The sequence below is a fragment of the Exiguobacterium sp. SL-10 genome (assembly GCF_004337025.1).
In the GTDB taxonomy this organism is placed as follows: domain Bacteria; phylum Bacillota; class Bacilli; order Exiguobacteriales; family Exiguobacteriaceae; genus Exiguobacterium.
This window is the reverse complement of sequence record NZ_SJUP01000006.1, coordinates 123,198-141,217: the sequence shown is the minus strand read 5'-3', so window position 1 is coordinate 141,217 and position 18,020 is coordinate 123,198. Positions and strand designations below refer to the sequence as shown.

The following is an 18,020-nucleotide window of genomic DNA, read 5'->3' as shown; positions in this document are numbered from 1 at the left end:
GAATTCAATGACGATCAAAGCTGAAGAAATCAGCGCCCTGCTAAAAGAGCGGATCGCTTCGTACGGTTCTGAAATCGAAGTCAGTGAGACAGGTACAGTCATTCAAGTAGGTGACGGTATCGCTCGTGCATACGGACTCGATAACGTTATGGCGGGGGAACTCGTAGAGTTCTCTAACGGCGTAATGGGCTTGGCGCAAAACTTAGAAGAAGGTAACGTCGGGATTATCATCCTTGGCGACTACAAAGGCATCAAAGAAGGTGACTCAGTAAAACGTACGGGTCGCATCATGGAAGTTCCAGTCGGTGAAGCGCTCCTCGGACGCGTCGTCAACCCGCTCGGACAACCAATCGACGGTCTCGGACCGATCGTGACGGACACATACAACCCGATCGAGCGTAAAGCTTACGGCGTTATGGCCCGTAAGTCAGTTCACGAACCGCTCCAAACTGGAATTAAGGCGATTGACGCCCTCGTACCAATCGGTCGCGGTCAGCGTGAGCTCATCATCGGTGACCGTCAAACTGGTAAGACTTCGATCGCAATCGATGCGATCATCAACCAAAAAGAAGAAAACATGATCTGTATCTACGTCGCAATCGGTCAGAAAGAATCGACTGTCCGTGGCGTAGTTGAGACGCTCCGTCAAAACGGCGCCCTCGATTACACGATCGTTGTTTCGGCATCGGCTTCACAGCCTGCCCCACTTCTTTACCTCGCACCATTCGCTGGGGTATCGATGGGTGAGTACTTCATGGACCGCGGACAACACGTCCTCGTCGTGTATGATGACCTCTCGAAACAAGCGGCAGCTTACCGTGAGCTCTCGCTTCTTCTCCGTCGTCCTCCAGGCCGCGAAGCCTACCCAGGGGATGTCTTCTACCTCCACTCACGCCTTCTTGAGCGTGCGGCGAAGTTGAACGACGAACTCGGCGGCGGTTCATTGACAGCCCTTCCGTTCATCGAGACACAAGCGTCGGATATCTCGGCTTACATCCCGACGAACGTAATCTCGATCACAGACGGTCAAATCTTCCTTCAGTCGGACCTCTTCTTCTCAGGGGTACGTCCAGCGATCAACGCCGGTCTCTCGGTATCGCGTGTAGGTGGTTCGGCTCAAGTGAAAGCGATGAAGAAAGTTGCCGGTACGCTCCGTCTTGACCTCGCGTCATACCGTGAGCTCGAAGCGTTCGCCCAGTTCGGGTCGGACCTCGACAAAGCGACACAAGCGAAACTCAACCGTGGACAACGTACGGTTGAAGTCTTGAAACAAGACTTGAACGCACCGCTCTCGGTCGACAAGCAAGTCATCATCATCTACGCTCTCACGAAAGGTCATCTCGATGACGTCCCAGTCGAAGACATCCGTCGTTTCGAAACAGAAATGAACGCATGGCTCGACCAAAACCGTGCGGACCTCTGCCGTGAAATCCGTCAAACAGGAAACCTTCCTGCTGACGAGGCGATGGTCGATGCACTTACGGAATTCAAAAAGACGTTCTCGCCATCGGTTTAATCCGGTGACGAGCGTCTATTAAGGTGGTGAATCGAAATGGCATCATTACGTGAGATCCAGATGCGGATCACCTCGACCCAAAGCACGAAGCAAATCACGAAAGCGATGAACATGGTGTCGGCCTCGAAATTGAACCGCGCTCAAGGGAGCAACGCCAACTTCAAGCCGTACATGACCAAGTTGCAGGAAGTCATCTCGTCGATTGCTGGCGGTACTTCAGGCGCAACACACCCGATGCTTCAAGTCCGTCCCGTCAAACGGACCGGCTATATCGTCATCACGTCAGACCGCGGACTTGCTGGTGGATACAACGCCAGCGTCCTTCGTGACGTGTATCGCGAGTTGAAAGCCAAACACGGTTCAACAGACGAATACCGTCTGTACGTGATCGGGAAGGTCGGCGTTCAGTTCTTCAAGGCTCGTAACATTCCGGTGTACAGTGCCATGACAGGCTTGAACGACCAGCCATCATTCGTTGAAGTCGCAGAGATCGTCAAACAGACGGTCGGCGCGTTCAGTGAAGGCGAGATTGATGAATTGAAGCTCTGCTACAACTCATTCATCTCTGTCATCAGCCAAGAAGTGAAGATCGATCGATTGCTTCCGCTTGGGAATATCGAACAGACCGCATCTAATGTGATGTATGAATACGAACCAGAAGAAGAAACGATCTTAGCAGCGCTCCTCCCGCGTTACGCGGAAGGACTCATCTATGGCGCGCTCCTCGATGCGAAAGTATCGGAGCACGCGGCTCGGATGACGGCGATGTCGAACGCGACAGACAACGCGGATGAACTCATCCGTGGACTCAAGCTCAAGTTCAACCGCGCGCGTCAAGCGGCGATCACACAAGAAATCACAGAGATTGTCGGAGGTGCGGCTGCGCTTGAATAAGCGCACGCCCTCTAGATTGTAGGAGGCTAACACGATGAACGAATACGGCATGAAAGGCCGCGTAGTCGCAGTCATGGGCCCAGTTATCGACGTTAAGTTCGACAACCACTTACCGAACATCTACAACGCCCTTAAAGTCACGCACGTGGCTGAATCGGCGCAAGATGTCAGTGTCGACTTGACGCTCGAGGTGGCGATTCACCTTGGGGATGACACGGTCCGTACGATTGCGATGGACTCAACGGACGGCGTTCGCCGCGGCATGGAAGTACTTGACTTAGGTTCACCGATTTCAGTACCGGTCGGAGAAGAGACGCTCGGTCGTGTCTTCAACGTACTCGGTAACCCGATTGACGATAAAGAAGTGTCACCGACTGTCCGTCGGTCACCGATTCACCGTCTCGCACCGACGTTCGATGAGTTGTCGACAAAAGTTGAAATCTTGGAAACAGGAATCAAAGTCGTCGATCTTCTCGCACCATACATCAAAGGTGGTAAAATCGGCCTCTTCGGTGGTGCCGGTGTAGGGAAAACCGTTCTCATCCAGGAACTCATCAACAACATCGCGCAAGAGCACAGCGGGATTTCTGTATTCGCAGGAGTCGGTGAGCGTACGCGTGAAGGAAATGACTTGTTCCACGAGATGACGGACTCAGGCGTTATCAAGCAAACGGCGATGGTCTTCGGTCAGATGAACGAACCACCGGGCGCGCGTCTTCGCGTAGCCTTGACGGGTCTTACAATGGCTGAATACTTCCGCGATGAGCAAGGACAAGACGTTCTTCTCTTCGTCGATAACATCTTCCGTTTCACACAGGCAGGTTCGGAAGTTTCGGCCCTTCTCGGTCGGATGCCATCTGCCGTAGGTTACCAGCCAACACTCGCAACGGAAATGGGTATGCTTCAAGAGCGGATCACGTCGACAGCGAAAGGATCGGTTACATCGATCCAAGCCGTATACGTACCAGCCGATGACTATACTGACCCGGCTCCAGCGACAACGTTCGCTCACCTTGATGCAACGACTAACTTGGAGCGTCGTCTTTCGGAGATGGGGATTTACCCAGCCGTTGACCCGCTCGCATCGACTTCACGTGCCCTCTCGCCTGACATCGTCGGACCAGAGCACTACGAAGTAGCCCGTAACGTGCAGCAAACGCTTCAGCGTTACAAAGAACTTCAAGATATCATCGCAATCCTCGGTATGGACGAGTTGTCTGAAGACGATAAGCTTACGGTTCACCGTGCTCGTCGTATTCAATTCTTCTTGTCACAAAACTTCCACGTGGCTGAGCAGTTCACAGGCCAAAAAGGTTCGTACGTACCAGTTAAAGAGACAGTTCGCGGCTTCAAAGAGATCCTCGATGGTAAACACGATGATCTTCCAGAAGATGCATTCCGTCTCGTTGGTCCAATCGAAGACGTCATCGAAAAAGCGAAGACGTTGGTCTAAGACCTACACGGAAGGGGGAAACTAGACGATGAATACTCTTCACGTCAACGTCGTCACCCCGGATGGTGCAGCCTATGAGGGCGAGGCACGGATGGTCGTCGCAAAATCGGTGACTGGTGAACTCGGTATCTTACCGAAACACATCCCGATGGTGACACCGCTCGATATCTCAGTTCTCAAACTGCGCCACGAAGATGGTGGACGCACGCTGATCGCACTCAGCGGCGGTTTCATGGAAGTTCGTCCCGACACGGTGACGATCTTAGCTGAAACAGCCGAAATGGCGGATAAAATCGACTACGACCGTGCTTCTGCGGCGAAAGTTCGTGCCGAGCGTCGTCTTCAAGACACGAAGCTCTCGGATCTCGAATTCCGCCGTGCGGAGCTCGCGCTCAAAAAAGCGATCAACCGCTTGAGCATTCGCGATATTAAAGAATAACCGACATCTCTCCTGTAGCCGCAGGAGAGATGTTTTTGTTTATGCATCGAATGAATCACGTTCCTTCTATATATAGGTCCAAAGTATCAAAAGTTTTACGACCAAATAGTGGAAGATAGGCCATGCTTATCCGATAATATAGAAGGGAACTACGGTAAAGGAGCTAAAGGGAATGAAAGTTTATGTGGCACGCCAACCGATCTTTGACCAAAAATTACGTGTCTGTGGCTATGAACTGTTGTATCGCCGCAGCGAGAAAAATATATTTGAACATGTCGACGACGCCCTTGCGACTGCCGACGTGATTCACAACGCCTATCTCGTCTTTAACTTTCGGGAGTTGACGGAAGGTACGCGGGCGTTCATCAATTTTCCACAAAATTTGATTGAGAGCGAAGTGCCAGCCTTGTTGCCGCGACAGACACTTGTCATCGAAGTACTCGAACACGTCGAGCCGACGGAAAAAGTCTTGGCGGCGTTGCGTTCGTTGCGCCGGAAGGGGTATACGATCGCCTTGGATGACTTCGTGTTCGAGGAGAAGTATCGACCGCTGATTGGACTCGCTGATATCATCAAAATCGATTATCAAGCGACACCGATTGACCAACAGAAGCGGTTAATCGATGCGCTCGGGCATCGCGTCGAATTTTTAGCGGAGAAGATTGAGACACCGTTCGAATATGAAATCGCCAAGAACCTCGGCTATCACATGTTCCAAGGTTATTTCTTCAGCCGGCCGACGGTCGTCCACGGTGCCGAGGTTCATCCGCTCCGACACACGCTCGTCGAAGTATTGAAAGAGCTCGATGCACCGGAACCGAACTTCCGCCGCATCGCCAGTCAAATCGAACGGAGCGTCGACTTATCTTATAAGATGCTGCGCTCGGTCAATACGGTTTATCAAAAAGGGCGACATACGATTCAATCAATCGAGCAAGCCGTCGCCCGAATCGGTCTTGATGAGATGCGGCGCTGGTCGTATTTGATGCTGCTTCGTGAACTGCAGACGTCCGAATCAAAAGAGTTGATCAAACAGAGCGTCATCCGCGGCAAGATGATGGAACTGATTGCTGCCGAGACATTGCCGCGCATGACAGCGTTCGATGCGTTCATCACCGGAATTTTCTCGTCGCTTGACGTCATTTTAGACGAAGAGATGCAGTCGCTCGTCTCGGAGCTTCCGGTCGAACCGGTCGTCAAAGCAGCGTTACTCGGAGAAGGCAACGAGTTGCGTGGCTTGCTCGAGATGGTTCTCGCTTACGAGCAGTTGACGGTGCCTGTCGAGGAGGCCGCGCCGGACTTGTCATCTTACTATGTCGAGGCGATTCGATGGAGTCAAACGTATGATGGTGAAATGAATAATGTTTGAAATGTTGAAGGGACGTCAATTACTGTACTAAGGCCATGCGCCGGTTGACGTTCCTTTTTTTGTATGCGGTTTATGGAGAGAAAGCGAGTTGATCGGATGAACCCATTCCACCACTCACTTCAATGCTAAGTCTTTTTTTCTCTGACGCGACATGCTATGATTAAAAATGGTACGAATTTTTGAAAAGAGGGGAATCGTCGATGCTGAACACCGTGTTATCGCTCGTCATTTACGTCGTTGCGATTTACGTCGCTTGGTGGGCACTCATGCCGGTCAAATGGGACCGCGTGCTCAATCAAGTGAGGAGTCCGCAAGCAGCTGTCTTGCGCGTCCTCGTGGCCGTCGTCTTCGGTTCACTAATCGCCCAGTTCTTTTTGGAGTATATCCGATTGGCCCAGGCGCTCGCACCATTACAGTAGGCGGGAGAATGATTACTAAACTGTAATCCTGCTGTAACGTTTCCTATATGTTTATCGTGTAGGATAAATTCGTCTGACATGACGAATTTTCATCAGAATTTTATGAGTGCTATTATTAATTTTATTCTCTCTGGTGAAGCGTCACGTTTTACAAACCATCCTAGTAATCGACATAACCACATCCGGTGACGGATATCGACGTATAAAACAAAAAAACAACGAAGTTGGAGGACAAAGAGAGATATGAAGGATTTGATTGTAGTCCGTGGAGGACGTAAATTGTCAGGTACTGTGCGTGTTGAAGGAGCTAAAAACGCCGTACTCAAAACATTGGTTGCCACTCTTTTAGCAAGCGAAGGAAAGTCGGTACTTCAAAACGTACCACGCCTCGCTGACGTGTACACGATTAACAAAGTTCTTCGTCACCTCGGTGCAGAGGTTGCGTTTGACGAAGCAAATAACGAAGTCACTGTCGATGCGTCGGGCACAATCAAAGACGAGGCGCCGCTTGAGTACGTCCGCAAGATGCGTGCGTCGATCCTTGTCATGGGTCCTCTCCTTGCTCGTCTTGGACATGCGCGTGTTGCGATGCCAGGCGGATGCTCAATCGGGTCACGTCCGATTGACCTCCACTTAAAAGGATTCGAGGCTATGGGCGCGAAGACGGTCATCGGCAACGGTTTCGTCGAAGCTTCAGTCGACGGTCGTTTGAAAGGTGCGAAGATTTACTTGGACTTCCCATCTGTGGGCGCGACAGAAAACATCATGATGGCGGCAGTCCTCGCTGAAGGGACGACTGTCATCGAAAACGTCGCCAAAGAACCAGAAATCGTCGACCTTGCCAACTTCTTGAACGGTATGGGCGCACACGTCCGTGGTGCCGGCACAGAAACGATTCGAATCGAAGGCGTGGATAAACTTCACGGAGCTGAGCATTCCATCATCCCTGACCGCATCGAAGCGGGTACGTTCCTCGTTGCTGGAGCCATTACAGGCGGCGACATCGAAGTCATCGGTGCTGAGCGCGAGCACCTTCGTCCGCTCATCTCGAAGATGGAAGAAATGGGCGTCAAGTTCGAGGATACATCAGAAGGGATGCGCGTCATCGCACCGGACGTATTGAAACCGGTCGACGTGAAGACGATGCCACACCCTGGTTTCCCGACTGACATCCAAGCACAAATGATGGCGCTCGTCTTGAAAGCAGGCGGCACATCAGTCATCACGGAAACCGTGTTCGAGAACCGCTTCATGCACGTGGAAGAATTCCGCCGTATGAATGCAGACATTAAAATCGAAGGACGTTCAGCGATCATCAAAGGCGGCGTTCGCCTCCAAGGTGCTGAAGTCGTCTCGACCGATCTTCGTGCCGGTGCCGCGCTCGTCCTCGCTGGACTCATCGCGGACGAAGAGACACGCGTCGGCGATCTCTATCACATCGACCGTGGCTACGTCGACTTCCACAAGAAGCTTCAAGCACTCGGCGCTGACATCGAACGGATTCAAGGAAACGTTGAAGTTGCCGAAGAAATGGTCAAGAACTAATTTATAGACTCATAGGAGCGAGGAGAGACTCTTCTCGCTCTTTTCAATGAAGTAACGAACGGAGGAACCTACACACCATGTTTTCAAAAGATATCGGGATTGATTTAGGAACAGCAAACGTCGTCATCCACGTCAAAGGTCGAGGCATCGTCCTCGATGAGCCATCCGTCGTTGCCATCAAGCGTTCGACAGGGAAAGTGCTCGCTGTCGGGACGGAAGCGTATGAGATGGTCGGCCGTACGCCAGGCGACATCGTCGCCATCCGTCCACTGCGTGATGGGGTCATCGCTGACTTCGCGACAACCGAAGAGATGCTTCGTCATTTCGTCGAGAAAATCCAAGTCCGCGGTTTCTTTGGCGGGATTCGTATGCTGATCTGTACACCGGCGAACGTGACACCGGTCGAAGCAAAAGCGATCCGTGAGGCGGCTGAGAAGGCCGGTGCGAAAGAAGTCTTCCTCGCCTTAGAGCCGAAGGCAGCAGCGGTCGGTTCGGGTATGGATATCTGGAAGCCGGTCGGACATATGATCGTCGACATCGGTGGTGGGACGACAGACGTTGCCATCCTTTCGATGGGCGATATCGTCTGCGGCGAAACGATTAAAATCGCTGGAGACCGTTTCGATACGGATATCCTCCGCGCCATCAAGGACAAGCATAAGCTCGTCATCGGTGAGCGGACAGCCGAGCAAATCAAGAAAGAGATTGCGACGGTCTTCCCGGGCGGCCGCAACGAGACGATGGATATCCGCGGTCGCGACATGGTGCGTGGGCTTCCACGTACGGTAACGATCACGTCGGAAGAACTCCGTGAAGCGATGGCCGAATCGGCGAACGAAATCGTCGAAGCGACGAAACGCGTTCTTGAGCAAACGCCTCCGGAACTCGCGGCCGACATTATCGACCGCGGCATCATCATGACAGGCGGCGGCTCGCTCCTCCACGGCATCGATCAGCTCGTGGCCGAGCGTGTCGGGTTGCCGGTCATGATCGCCGAAGAGCCGACGCTCAGCGTCGCGCACGGCACGGGCATCATGCTCGAGCACTTGGATCGGTTGAAGTAATATCATCTAAAGGTATGGCGTCTGCGGGCGTCCTGCCTTTTTTGTGTCCAAAACTGTTCGGATTTCCTGGAATTGGATAGACTGAAGAAGGGAGGGATGCAGATGAATCCATTGATCGATCGGCTGACCGCGAGGGGATTATGCGGATGTGTATATCGTCGACCCAGCCTATACATGGACGTTTGTTGTTCCGCATGAAGCGGACTGGGGCCCATACTTCCTCACTAAATCAGGTAGAAAAGGGGATCATTGAATGACACGACCCATTACACTCATCACCGGTGTTAGCCGGACGCAAGGTATCGGAGCAGCCGTCGCCAGAAAACTCGCTGCAGCAGGGCATGACTTGTATGTGACGCATTGGAGCCCGTTTGATGGGACGGAAGGCGTCGGGGCCGAACCAGACTTCATTGACGGTTTCGTCGACGAGTTACGGGCATCAGGAGCCCGCGTCGCACATGAAGCGTACGATTTAGCGTCTGGAGACGTAGAAGGGCTGCTCAATCGCGTCGAGGCTGTGCTTGGGACTCCGAGCCGTTTGATCAACAATGCGACGTATGAGCGACATGTGAGCGTCGATACGTTCACGATGGAGACGCTACGTCGTCATTATCTCGTCAATAACGAAGGGACGCTCGGTCTGACGTTCGCCTTCATCGAACGATATAAACAGGCCGGGCATACGGACGGACGCATTCTGTTTATGGTATCCGGGGGAGCGGATGCATCCAATTTGGCCTATATCGCCACGAAAGGTATGTTGATTGCTATCACGCCAGCACTGGCCAATGGAGCAGGACAGTACGGGATTTCCGTGAATGCGCTCGACCCAGGACCGACCGATACGGGTTGGATTGATGACGCGCTCCGTGAGCAACTCATACCGGTATTCCCACATGGACGCGTCGGCACACCTGAGGACACGGCCCGCTACGTCGCTTTTCTCATGGGGCCGGACGGGGCGTGGGTCAACGGACAACATCTTCATGTCGACGGGGGCTTCGTCGGACGTTAAAAAGAGCTTGTCCCATAGATAGGGACAAGCTTGGGTTGTGAACGAACCGATTCGCCAAACAGCGAGTTGGTTCGTTTTTTGTATTTGATGAAAGGATGAGCGGATAAGATGATGTTGGTCGACAAGCTCTTTTTCAATGCCACGTATAGTCTTTATCGACAAAGAGTCGGGCAGCCAAATCCGTTTGTGGGAATGGCTTGCGCTTCGCGTCCAACCAATCATGGTAATCGCATAGACAGGCGTCGTCCAAGTGAAGCGAATACCCGTTGTTGATCGTCTGGACGGTGATGCTCAAATCGTACTCGGCGAGCGTCTTCTTTAACCGATAGACAAGATTATAGACGTTATGGAGTGCACGTTGCGGCTCATCGATGTCGGGATAAAGCGTCTCAGCGATCAACCACTTGTTGACGACTTTATCGCGATGGAAAATCAAATAAGCGAACAGTTCCTCGGTCTTTTGCGTCGGCCATTTGACGAGGTCGCCGTCTTGCGTCTTGACCGAGAAATGATCGAGACATTGAATCGTACACGTCCGGTGACGCTCAGAGGTAAATGTCTCGGTATAACGTTTCAAGACGCGCGGGATGAGATTGTGAATCATCTGTTCGGTAATCGGCTTGAGCAAATAGTGCGTCGCCTGTAGGTTGAACGCCTCGATTGCGTATTGGCTATGCGCCGTCGTGAAGACGACTTGTGTCGTCTCAGGCAAGTGTTTGGCAAAATCGAGACCGTTCATTTGGGGCATCTCGATATCAAGAAAGACGAGGTCGACTTCTTGATTTGCGAGAAATTCGAGTGCTTGGAACGGATCTTGGAACGACCCCATCCATTTCAAGTTCGGTTCGGCTTGGATGAGGCGTTCCATCATCCTTAAAATATGGTGTTCATCTTCAATCAAGATCGTGCGCATGTTGCTCGTTCATCCTCTCTCGTTTTGGGAGTCGGATATGCACATGCGTGCCGACTCCTGGTTCAGAATTTAATTTAAACGTGGCACCTGGTATGAAGTCGATCCGATTCTTGACGTTCGGGATGCCAATTCCGTTCGATCGTCTTAAGTGAGGTGCCGGGTTGAACCCGATGCCGTTGTCGGCGATTCGGATCTCAATTGCGTCATCTGAAGATTGTACTGATAGCATGAGTCGTTTGATACCTGTTTGTTTCATCAACCCGTGTTGGACCGCGTTCTCAACGAGCGGTTGCAATAACAACGGTGGGATTGAGGCGTTGAGGACGGATTCGTCGATATCTTTCGTGATGGTGAACGCGTCATTGAAGCGCGTCTGCTCGATCATCAAATATGAATCGATGACGTCGAGTTCTTGACCGAGTGAAATATCAGTCTCGGTGCGTCCGTTCTCGAAAATGAAACGGACGTACGTGCTCAAATGACTGAGTAAACGTGCCGCCTCGGTCGGCGCCGTATAACAAAGCGCAATCACATTCCCAAACGTGTTGTATAGAAAGTGCGGCTTGATTTGGGCGTTGAAAAATGAAATCTCACTCTGTTTTGCGAACGTCTGCACTTCTCGTTTCTGTCGCTTATCCGTCGACAAGTGAATCGGGAGCAAGGTGAACATGAGCAAGAAGTAAATGAGCGACATGACGCTCGTATACAGCTCTTGATTCGGATGCTCAATCAGAACGTTAATCAACTGTCCGACATAGCCGATGATAAGTGAAATCGTGAACACGAGAAACTCGAACGGATAGCCGTCGTCTTTTCGTTCGAACAGCCAATTGATGTTCAGCCCGGTCCAGAAAAACGTGATGAACAGGACGTAAACCCAAGGGAATTGGTCAAAGGTCGCGTGCGCATCTTCAGGCAGCACCAAAGCGATCAGACTGAACGCATAGAGCGGGTAGGATGCGTATTTCAAAAAGTGCCGAAACGGGACACGTTCGAGACGTAACGCAAAGTTGATTAACATCGCGACGCTTAGGAGTGCCGTCATCAAATTTAACTTATGGGCGAACACGTAAGACATCATAGGGACGATTTCGAATACAATCATTTGATCACTCGTCATAAGCGAGACACTGACGAGGAAAAAGAACGCAGCCCCATATAAATAGAGGGATTCCTTGCGGTGGAACAGCCAAACGATTGCGTAGAATGAAAAAATGAGGAGCGAGATGAGGATGATCACGAACTCATAACTGAAGTATTGATTATGGTAGGTCATCATATTGCTCGTTGGACCGATGAGAAGACTATCGGAAATACCAGTCGAGAGCTCATTTGTCTCAGCCGTTTGAATCGTCAAACGAAACGTCGGCGTACGCGTATCCAAAAGAACGAGATAGGCATGCCGAGGGTCTTCATCTGTCGATGCATAGACCGGTGAGACAGTTTCTCCATCAATGAGGAGGTTGACGTGTGGGTGGTTACGCGGTACACGCAAAGCGTATTGACCGGCTGGAAGTGAAATGTCAGCTTCATAGGTTGCCATTTTATGTGGTGTCACATGTGGGATTTGTCGATAAGACTCGCGGGCGACTCGCTCGAGCAGGCTCGATTGAAAGCGCCACGTCCCGTCGAGACGCATGAGTTGTTCAGTCACACGAGAATCGGTCAAATCGGCCGTTCCTTGTGTGACAGTGACTGAGTCGTCGATCGTCTGTCCGCGCGTCAAGGCGTAGCCGCCTGCGAGCGCGAAGAAGATCATCAACACGACCAGCCCAATCGATTTAGGGGTCATCTGCATATTCCCTTCGTGATTTGTGAGTTTCTTGTGAGAAACGAACGATATACTGACACTAATCGTTCACATATAAACGTGACGAATGTTTTCTTATCGTACACGAAACTGACTTTTTTGAATAGCCGAACATACTGACTTATCCAATCTGACAATCCCCCGATATGAAAGAAGGCCACATATGAAACGCTGGATCGAACAACGAATTAGCCGCCAAGTGCTCACCGTGTTTTACGTATTGATTGCCTTAATCACGTTGACGTCACTCGGCACATACTTTTATACCCAACAGGCGATCCGCGAAACGACAGTCGAGCTTGAGCGCATCAGTGAACAACGATCGCGGGCGACCGATTTGTTTGAGACATGGCAGTCGATGCAATACGAGATGCGAGGGCACGTCTTGCTCGGAGAAGATGCGTTACTCGCTGAAGTCAAACGAGCCCAGGACCGAATCGACGACCAGACGAGCTGGTTCGAACAAAACGCTGCGACGAACGAAGAGACGACGTTCGCAGAAGAGGCGCGGCTATTGTTCACGATTTATACTTCTCGTGTCATGCCCGGACTGGAACGTTACGTCGTTGCTAAAGCGAACGGCGAGGTCGACGAGCCGTTCTTACAGATGGCAACGGTCGGCCAACTCATGCCGAGCAACGCATCATCGAATCAGACGCGATTCAAACTTAATTCAAATAGTGCGGCCGATATGAGCGCGAGCATCGTCGATATGGAATCGGTGTTCACGGACTATCGGTCCGACCTTGATTTTCAAGAGGCGGGACTGCGTGAGCAGTTATCGGAACAACTTGCGAAAGCCCAGTGGATATGGTTGCTCATCCTACTCGGTGCCTTGTTCATTCTGTTCATCAGTTTGCAACCGTATATCGTTCGTTTGACGAAACAGCTTGAGGCACTCATCACGAACAGTGAGCGGCTCGCAGTCGACCCGCACGCGACGCTCGTCCCGATTGATCCGCTCCAAAACGAGGTCGGTCAACTGTCGAAATCGTTCACGGAGATGTCGAGCTCGTTGATTCACCAACATGATGAACTCGAGAAAGAACGCGAGAAGACGGCCCGGATTCTCCATACGATGCGAGATGCCATCGTCTTTGTCGAAGTGGACACGAATCGACGCTTCGCCAATGAGGCGTTGTTCGATTTGTATAACCAACCATTTCCATTTGGAGACCGTCAAAGCTTGTATCCGATTGATGCGTTTTACGAACCGTTCATGGATCAAATTGATGATCAAGACGGCCTCAATCGGTTCACGCACCGGGCTAAGAACTGTGGAATTTTTGATGAGACGTTTACGTATTCGATGCAAGGGGGAAGACGTATCATACGGATGTACGCCGAACCGATTGAACTGCAGGACGAACGTTTCGGCGTGATGTTTGTGTCGCGGGACGTGACGAAGGAGATTGAAGTCGACCGCTTGAAGACGGAACTCGTCGCAACGGTGTCTCATGAGCTTCGCACGCCGCTCACATCGATTCTCGGCTTTACCGAACTGCTTGAACATCGTCACGTCGACGAAGAGAAGCGGAAACGCTATTTGAGCATGATTCACAGTGAGACGACGCGGCTCGAGCGGCTCGTCAGCAACTTGCTTGATGTTCAAAAGATGGAGGCCGGTAAAGCGGAGCAAGACTTTAAAGTCGAGAGTTTGTTCGAACTATTGTCGGACGTTCTCGAGATTCATGCCGGTTCGACTGAGTTGCATGCGTTCCATTTCGATTGTGATGAAACGCTTCGCGTCTCAGGAGACCCGGCGCAACTGCGCCAAGTATTCTCAAACATCTTGAACAACGCCATTAAGTATTCACCTGACGGCGGAAATATCGCCGTCAACGTCTCGTGCGAGGACGATGTCATCCGGATCGCCATCGAAGACGAAGGCATGGGTGTGGCACCCGCAGATGCCGAACGACTATTTGATAAGTTTTACCGTGTCCAGAACGAGCAGAGTCGCAATATTGGAGGCACCGGCCTCGGACTCGCCATCTGTAAAGAGATTATTGAATCGCACGGCGGGACGATCAGCGTCCGTTCGGAACTTGGAAACGGGACGACGATGATGGTCGAACTTCCGATTGTCGCTTGATGCAAAACCACTTCACGGCGAAGTGGTTTTTTTAGTTTTTTTTAAAAAACGGTGAATGAAACGTTCATTTGGTACGATATACAGAGTGAAGACTTTGAACGATGAAAGGAAGACGAACCATGCTACGCGGATTATATACGGCGGCGGGCGCGATGAACGCGCTCCAGCGCCAACAAGAGATTTTGAGCAATAACCTCGGTAACGTCCGGACGCCTGGATTCAAGGCGTCAAACGGCGTCGTCCGTTCGTTCCCGGAAATGTTGCTCGCCCAAGTAAGTAACCCCGGCAATGCGCGCTCGCGCGTCCAAGGTGAGGTCGGCACGTTATCGACCGGCGTTTACCTGCAAGAGACGATGCCCCGGTTCTCGAGCGGGAGTATCTCGGAGACGGGAAGCCCGACCGACGTATATATGAAGGTGCCGGCTGATGCGACGGGTGCTGCCATGTTCGCCGTTGAACAGAACGGCGAGACGCTCTATACGACGAACGGCCGCTTCGCGGTCGATGAGGAGCGCTTCTTGCGCTCAGCGGACGGAGGATACATTCTCTCGGACGCAGGAGAACGGATCCAGTTGCCGTCAAGTGAGTTCACGTTGTCGGTCGATGGTCAAATCACGTCGCTCGGTCAGAACGTGGCGACACTCGGAGCCGTCCAAGTCAATGATTTAGCGACGCTCGAGCAGGTCGGGAACGACTACCGGGTCAACGGAGACGCTCCACCCGCTGCGAACGTCCAGTTCCAACAAGGATTTATCGAAGAGGCGAACGTCGACCTTGATCGGACGATGGCCGATTTGATGACGACGTACCGTCAGTTCGAGGCGAACCAAAAAGTCGTCCAAGCGTATGACAAGAGTGCCGAGCGGGCCATTGAGATCGCTCGGATTCGTTAAGGAGGAAGCCCATGCAATCGATTTATAACTCGGTCTCGTCGCTCACCCAGCTTCAGCGTCAACTCGACGTGACGGGCCATAACATCGCCAACGTCGATACGGCCGGCTATAAGCGGGAACAGACCCACTTCGCCTCGCTCTTGTCGCAGGCGTATGACAATCAACCGCGCGCCGAGCTCGAGGTCGGTCGCGATACGCCGAACGGGATTCGCATCGGCGTCGGCGGCCACGTCGCTGATATTAGCCAACAGTTCAATATCGGCCAGATTCGCAAGACGGACCGTGCCCTTGACGTGTTCTTGAAAGCGAGCCGCCAGTTCTTCGCCGTCGAGACGGAGAACGGCGTCGGATTGACACGCAGCGGGAACATGCAACTCTCGGTCGGTGACACGACGACGCTCGTCGACGTGAACGGCAACGCCCTCCTAGGTGCAGATGGCAACCCGATTGTCATGCCGAACGAGGCGACGGAACACCGCGTCCGTCAAGACGGCACGGTCGTCGCCAGTGTGAACGGGGTCGAGCAAGAGTTCGGGCGTCTCGATATCGTCGAGGTGCGCAACACGTCGGCACTGCGTCCACTAGGTGACAACGTCTATGCCGCCGACTTGACAGCGGACGTTGACCGTCCGCTCGGCAATCTGTTGATGGAAGGGACGCTTGAATCGTCGAACGTCGATTTGACGAAAGAGATGACCGACATGACGATCACGCAACGCGCCTATCAGATGAATTCACGGGCGTTGTCGATGAGCGACCAGATGATGGGGCTTGTGACGTCACTCCGTTAATCACAGACCGTTCTTCTTCGGAAGGGCGGTTTTTGCGTTACACTGAAATAGTAGGGGGGATGGACATGCGGCTTGAAGCGGAACGAGAGGCTGTGGTCGAAGTCGCCGAGGCGTCCGGGCTCACACTCGTCGATTCGCTCGATCCGTGGCGCTACAGTTCGTACGGCACGGGGATGCAAATCTGGCAAGCGCTCGAGCGTGGGGCGACACGCATTACCGTCGGACTCGGGGGCAGCGCGACCGTCGACGGAGGAAAGGGATTGCTCGAGGCACTCGGTGTCCGCTTCCTCGATTCAATGGAACACGTCATTGAACCGTTCCCACATCAGCTCGAACGTGTCGTACGAAGCGATTGGTCACAACTGATTCCAGAAGCGCGCCATATCGAGTGGCGCATCGCCTCGGACGTGACGAACCCACTCCTTGGACCAATGGGGGCGGCCGCCGTGTTCGGACCCCAGAAAGGATTGGTCCCGCAAGACGTCGCGAGTTACGAGGAACGACTTTCCGCATTCGCCCGTTGTTTCGAACGCGACTTGACCACGCGGCCTGGGGCAGGTGCGGCCGGAGGCGTCGGCTTCGCGCTCTATCAGCTCGGTGCCTCATACGTGAGCGGCATTGAAGAAGTCATACGTTGGTCGAACCTGGAGGAGAAGCTGCGCACGGCCGACTGGTTGATCACCGGGGAAGGCCGGTTCGATGAACAGTCACTCCACGGGAAAGCGCCATACGGGTTGGCGCGTCTCGCCCACACACACGGGATTCCGACGCTCGTTTTCGCCGGGCAAACAGACTTGGTTGCGGTGCCAGAGGTCGGTATCAAGGCCGTGTTCCCAATTGTTTCCCGGGTGATGACGCTCGAGGAAGCGATGCAACAAGCGGAACGACTCCTCACGAATGCCGTCAGCCGAGTGATGTCGATCCTCGACAAAAACGCCTGAACCGACTTCGGTTCAGGCGTTAACACGTTATGGACGCTCTTTTAACAAGTCACGAATTTCTGAAAGGAGTTGTTCTTCACGTGACAGTTCCGGTTCGGGTGCCTCTTCGACCGCTTTCTCACGTTTCAGACGGTTCAACGTTTTGACCATCATGAACAAGGCGAAGGCGATGAGGAAAAACTTGATGACTTCTTGCAGAAAGTTCCCGTACGTCACGTTCACGCCGAGCACCGACACCGCGAGCGTCGAGAAGTCGATGCCGCCGATGAGGATGCCGAGGAATGGCATGAAGATGTCGTTGACGAGCGACGTGACGATGGCCGTGAAGGCGGCCCCGAGGATGAAGGCGACGGCCAGGTCGATGACATTGCCTTTGATTGCAAACTCTTTGAACTCTTTCCACATAAAAATAAACCCTCCTAAATGATGAATACTCTTACGGTAGCACAGCATAGATGGAAGCGGACAGTATTTTTCACATAAGCGTCGCCCTTGCCCTAGGCCGGGCGCTTGTTCGACGTATGGTAGATACGTTACACTTAAAGAGAAATCATGCTACAGTTTTATTACCTGGTACTAATATGTTATAATTAATTCAGCTGAAAGGATGTATGGACGTGGCGAACGAAGAACAAAACGGCTCGGAACAGACCGAGTCTAAAGAGCGGACGGAGCGGAAACGATTATCGAATCATCGACGTTTCCCGATCTTGTTACGCGTCATCGTTGTCCTGTTGTTGGCTTTCGTGATGCTTGCGATTGGGGCCATCATCGGGTACAGCGTGATTGGCGGAGGCGAGTGGAAGGACGTGTTCAACATCGACACGTGGCGCCATATCACCGATTTTTGGCTAACATCATAA

General features: G+C 52.5%; 18 protein-coding genes. 15 read left to right on the top strand and 3 right to left on the bottom strand.

Annotation, left to right across the window (positions count from 1 at the left end; translation table 11 throughout):
* The first annotated feature begins 7 nt into the window (after nucleotides 1-7).
* The 10 genes from atpA (at nucleotide 8) to EVJ33_RS08905 (ending at nucleotide 9,714) form a co-directional block, all read left to right on the top strand.
* Nucleotides 8-1,516 carry a F0F1 ATP synthase subunit alpha gene (atpA, locus tag EVJ33_RS08950; RefSeq protein WP_131436381.1) on the top strand — a complete coding sequence of 503 codons (1,509 nt, stop codon included), beginning with the start codon at nucleotides 8-10 and terminating at the stop codon, nucleotides 1,514-1,516.
* 36 nt (nucleotides 1,517-1,552) lie between these two features.
* On the top strand, nucleotides 1,553-2,410 hold the full coding sequence (atpG, locus tag EVJ33_RS08945) for an ATP synthase F1 subunit gamma (RefSeq protein WP_021066139.1): 858 nt from the start codon (nucleotides 1,553-1,555) through the stop codon (nucleotides 2,408-2,410).
* Between the two features lie 34 nt (nucleotides 2,411-2,444).
* The gene (gene atpD, locus EVJ33_RS08940; protein ID WP_021066140.1) at nucleotides 2,445-3,863 is read left to right on the top strand and encodes a F0F1 ATP synthase subunit beta; all 1,419 of its coding nucleotides are present in this window, start codon (nucleotides 2,445-2,447) and stop codon (nucleotides 3,861-3,863) included.
* 28 nt (nucleotides 3,864-3,891) lie between these two features.
* Nucleotides 3,892-4,302, top strand: coding sequence for a F0F1 ATP synthase subunit epsilon (locus EVJ33_RS08935; RefSeq protein WP_021066141.1), 411 nt, complete (start codon nucleotides 3,892-3,894; stop codon nucleotides 4,300-4,302).
* Between the two features lie 172 nt (nucleotides 4,303-4,474).
* The gene (locus EVJ33_RS08930; protein ID WP_131436379.1) at nucleotides 4,475-5,671 is read left to right on the top strand and encodes an EAL and HDOD domain-containing protein; all 1,197 of its coding nucleotides are present in this window, start codon (nucleotides 4,475-4,477) and stop codon (nucleotides 5,669-5,671) included.
* Between the two features lie 200 nt (nucleotides 5,672-5,871).
* Nucleotides 5,872-6,090, top strand: a complete 219-nt coding sequence (locus EVJ33_RS08925; RefSeq protein WP_114165150.1) for a DUF1146 family protein — start codon at nucleotides 5,872-5,874, stop codon at nucleotides 6,088-6,090.
* 243 nt (nucleotides 6,091-6,333) lie between these two features.
* Entirely contained in the window at nucleotides 6,334-7,635 is a 1,302-nt protein-coding gene (gene murA / locus EVJ33_RS08920; protein WP_131436378.1) for a UDP-N-acetylglucosamine 1-carboxyvinyltransferase, read from the top strand.
* A gap of 77 nt (nucleotides 7,636-7,712) precedes the next feature.
* Entirely contained in the window at nucleotides 7,713-8,699 is a 987-nt protein-coding gene (mreB, locus tag EVJ33_RS08915) for a rod shape-determining protein (RefSeq protein ID WP_131436376.1), read from the top strand.
* A 148-nt stretch (nucleotides 8,700-8,847) separates the two neighbouring features.
* Nucleotides 8,848-8,952 carry a DUF4275 family protein gene (locus EVJ33_RS08910; protein WP_131436374.1) on the top strand — a complete coding sequence of 35 codons (105 nt, stop codon included), beginning with the start codon at nucleotides 8,848-8,850 and terminating at the stop codon, nucleotides 8,950-8,952.
* The gene (locus EVJ33_RS08905; protein WP_131436372.1) at nucleotides 8,953-9,714 is read left to right on the top strand and encodes an SDR family oxidoreductase; all 762 of its coding nucleotides are present in this window, start codon (nucleotides 8,953-8,955) and stop codon (nucleotides 9,712-9,714) included.
* A gap of 133 nt (nucleotides 9,715-9,847) precedes the next feature.
* Here EVJ33_RS08905 and EVJ33_RS08900 read toward each other — a convergent pair whose 3' ends face one another.
* Both EVJ33_RS08900 and EVJ33_RS08895 read right to left on the bottom strand, forming a co-directional pair.
* The gene (locus EVJ33_RS08900) at nucleotides 9,848-10,627 is read right to left on the bottom strand and encodes a response regulator (protein ID WP_131436370.1); all 780 of its coding nucleotides are present in this window, start codon (nucleotides 10,625-10,627) and stop codon (nucleotides 9,848-9,850) included.
* Complete coding sequence (locus tag EVJ33_RS08895; RefSeq protein ID WP_131436369.1) at nucleotides 10,608-12,419, bottom strand: sensor histidine kinase; 1,812 nt, start codon at nucleotides 12,417-12,419, stop codon at nucleotides 10,608-10,610. Before EVJ33_RS08895 ends, EVJ33_RS08900 begins: the two co-directional genes overlap by 20 nt.
* A gap of 181 nt (nucleotides 12,420-12,600) precedes the next feature.
* On the opposite strand from EVJ33_RS08895, the gene EVJ33_RS08890 reads away from it, so the two are divergent.
* The 4 genes from EVJ33_RS08890 (at nucleotide 12,601) to EVJ33_RS08875 (ending at nucleotide 17,157) form a co-directional block, all read left to right on the top strand.
* Entirely contained in the window at nucleotides 12,601-14,532 is a 1,932-nt protein-coding gene (locus EVJ33_RS08890) for a sensor histidine kinase (RefSeq protein WP_131436368.1), read from the top strand.
* Nucleotides 14,533-14,651: 119 nt separating this feature from the next.
* Entirely contained in the window at nucleotides 14,652-15,425 is a 774-nt protein-coding gene (locus EVJ33_RS08885; RefSeq protein WP_131436367.1) for a flagellar hook-basal body protein, read from the top strand.
* An 11-nt stretch (nucleotides 15,426-15,436) separates the two neighbouring features.
* A complete protein-coding gene (locus EVJ33_RS08880; RefSeq protein ID WP_131436366.1) occupies nucleotides 15,437-16,216 on the top strand; it encodes a flagellar hook-basal body protein in 780 nt (259 codons plus the stop codon).
* A 65-nt stretch (nucleotides 16,217-16,281) separates the two neighbouring features.
* Nucleotides 16,282-17,157 (top strand): glycerate kinase family protein, encoded by an 876-nt coding sequence (locus EVJ33_RS08875; protein WP_236634579.1) that lies wholly within the window; start codon nucleotides 16,282-16,284, stop codon nucleotides 17,155-17,157.
* Nucleotides 17,158-17,184: 27 nt separating this feature from the next.
* Here the strand turns inward: EVJ33_RS08875 and mscL are convergent, their stop codons facing one another.
* Entirely contained in the window at nucleotides 17,185-17,562 is a 378-nt protein-coding gene (mscL, locus tag EVJ33_RS08870; RefSeq protein ID WP_131436364.1) for a large-conductance mechanosensitive channel protein MscL, read from the bottom strand.
* Between the two features lie 206 nt (nucleotides 17,563-17,768).
* Here mscL and EVJ33_RS08865 point away from each other — a divergent pair, with 206 nt between their 5' ends.
* Complete coding sequence (locus EVJ33_RS08865) at nucleotides 17,769-18,020, top strand: DNA-directed RNA polymerase subunit beta (protein WP_029594701.1); 252 nt, start codon at nucleotides 17,769-17,771, stop codon at nucleotides 18,018-18,020.

Bases quoted from the DNA above. Each gene is read 5' to 3' on its own strand.
- EVJ33_RS08905 (WP_131436372.1), top strand. From the start codon at position 8,953: ATGACACGACCCATTACACTCATCACCGGTGTTAGCCGGACGCAAGGT.
- atpD (WP_021066140.1), top strand. From the start codon at position 2,445: ATGAACGAATACGGCATGAAAGGCCGCGTAGTCGCAGTCATGGGCCCA.
- EVJ33_RS08895 (WP_131436369.1), bottom strand. From the start codon at position 12,419: ATGACCCCTAAATCGATTGGGCTGGTCGTGTTGATGATCTTCTTCGCG.
- EVJ33_RS08935 (WP_021066141.1), top strand. From the start codon at position 3,892: ATGAATACTCTTCACGTCAACGTCGTCACCCCGGATGGTGCAGCCTAT.
- atpG (WP_021066139.1), top strand. From the start codon at position 1,553: ATGGCATCATTACGTGAGATCCAGATGCGGATCACCTCGACCCAAAGC.
- EVJ33_RS08865 (WP_029594701.1), top strand. From the start codon at position 17,769: ATGGACGTGGCGAACGAAGAACAAAACGGCTCGGAACAGACCGAGTCT.
- EVJ33_RS08880 (WP_131436366.1), top strand. From the start codon at position 15,437: ATGCAATCGATTTATAACTCGGTCTCGTCGCTCACCCAGCTTCAGCGT.
- atpA (WP_131436381.1), top strand. From the start codon at position 8: ATGACGATCAAAGCTGAAGAAATCAGCGCCCTGCTAAAAGAGCGGATC.
- EVJ33_RS08930 (WP_131436379.1), top strand. From the start codon at position 4,475: ATGAAAGTTTATGTGGCACGCCAACCGATCTTTGACCAAAAATTACGT.
- EVJ33_RS08885 (WP_131436367.1), top strand. From the start codon at position 14,652: ATGCTACGCGGATTATATACGGCGGCGGGCGCGATGAACGCGCTCCAG.
- murA (WP_131436378.1), top strand. From the start codon at position 6,334: ATGAAGGATTTGATTGTAGTCCGTGGAGGACGTAAATTGTCAGGTACT.
- EVJ33_RS08925 (WP_114165150.1), top strand. From the start codon at position 5,872: ATGCTGAACACCGTGTTATCGCTCGTCATTTACGTCGTTGCGATTTAC.
- mscL (WP_131436364.1), bottom strand. From the start codon at position 17,562: ATGTGGAAAGAGTTCAAAGAGTTTGCAATCAAAGGCAATGTCATCGAC.
- EVJ33_RS08875 (WP_236634579.1), top strand. From the start codon at position 16,282: ATGCGGCTTGAAGCGGAACGAGAGGCTGTGGTCGAAGTCGCCGAGGCG.
- mreB (WP_131436376.1), top strand. From the start codon at position 7,713: ATGTTTTCAAAAGATATCGGGATTGATTTAGGAACAGCAAACGTCGTC.
- EVJ33_RS08900 (WP_131436370.1), bottom strand. From the start codon at position 10,627: ATGCGCACGATCTTGATTGAAGATGAACACCATATTTTAAGGATGATG.
- EVJ33_RS08890 (WP_131436368.1), top strand. From the start codon at position 12,601: ATGAAACGCTGGATCGAACAACGAATTAGCCGCCAAGTGCTCACCGTG.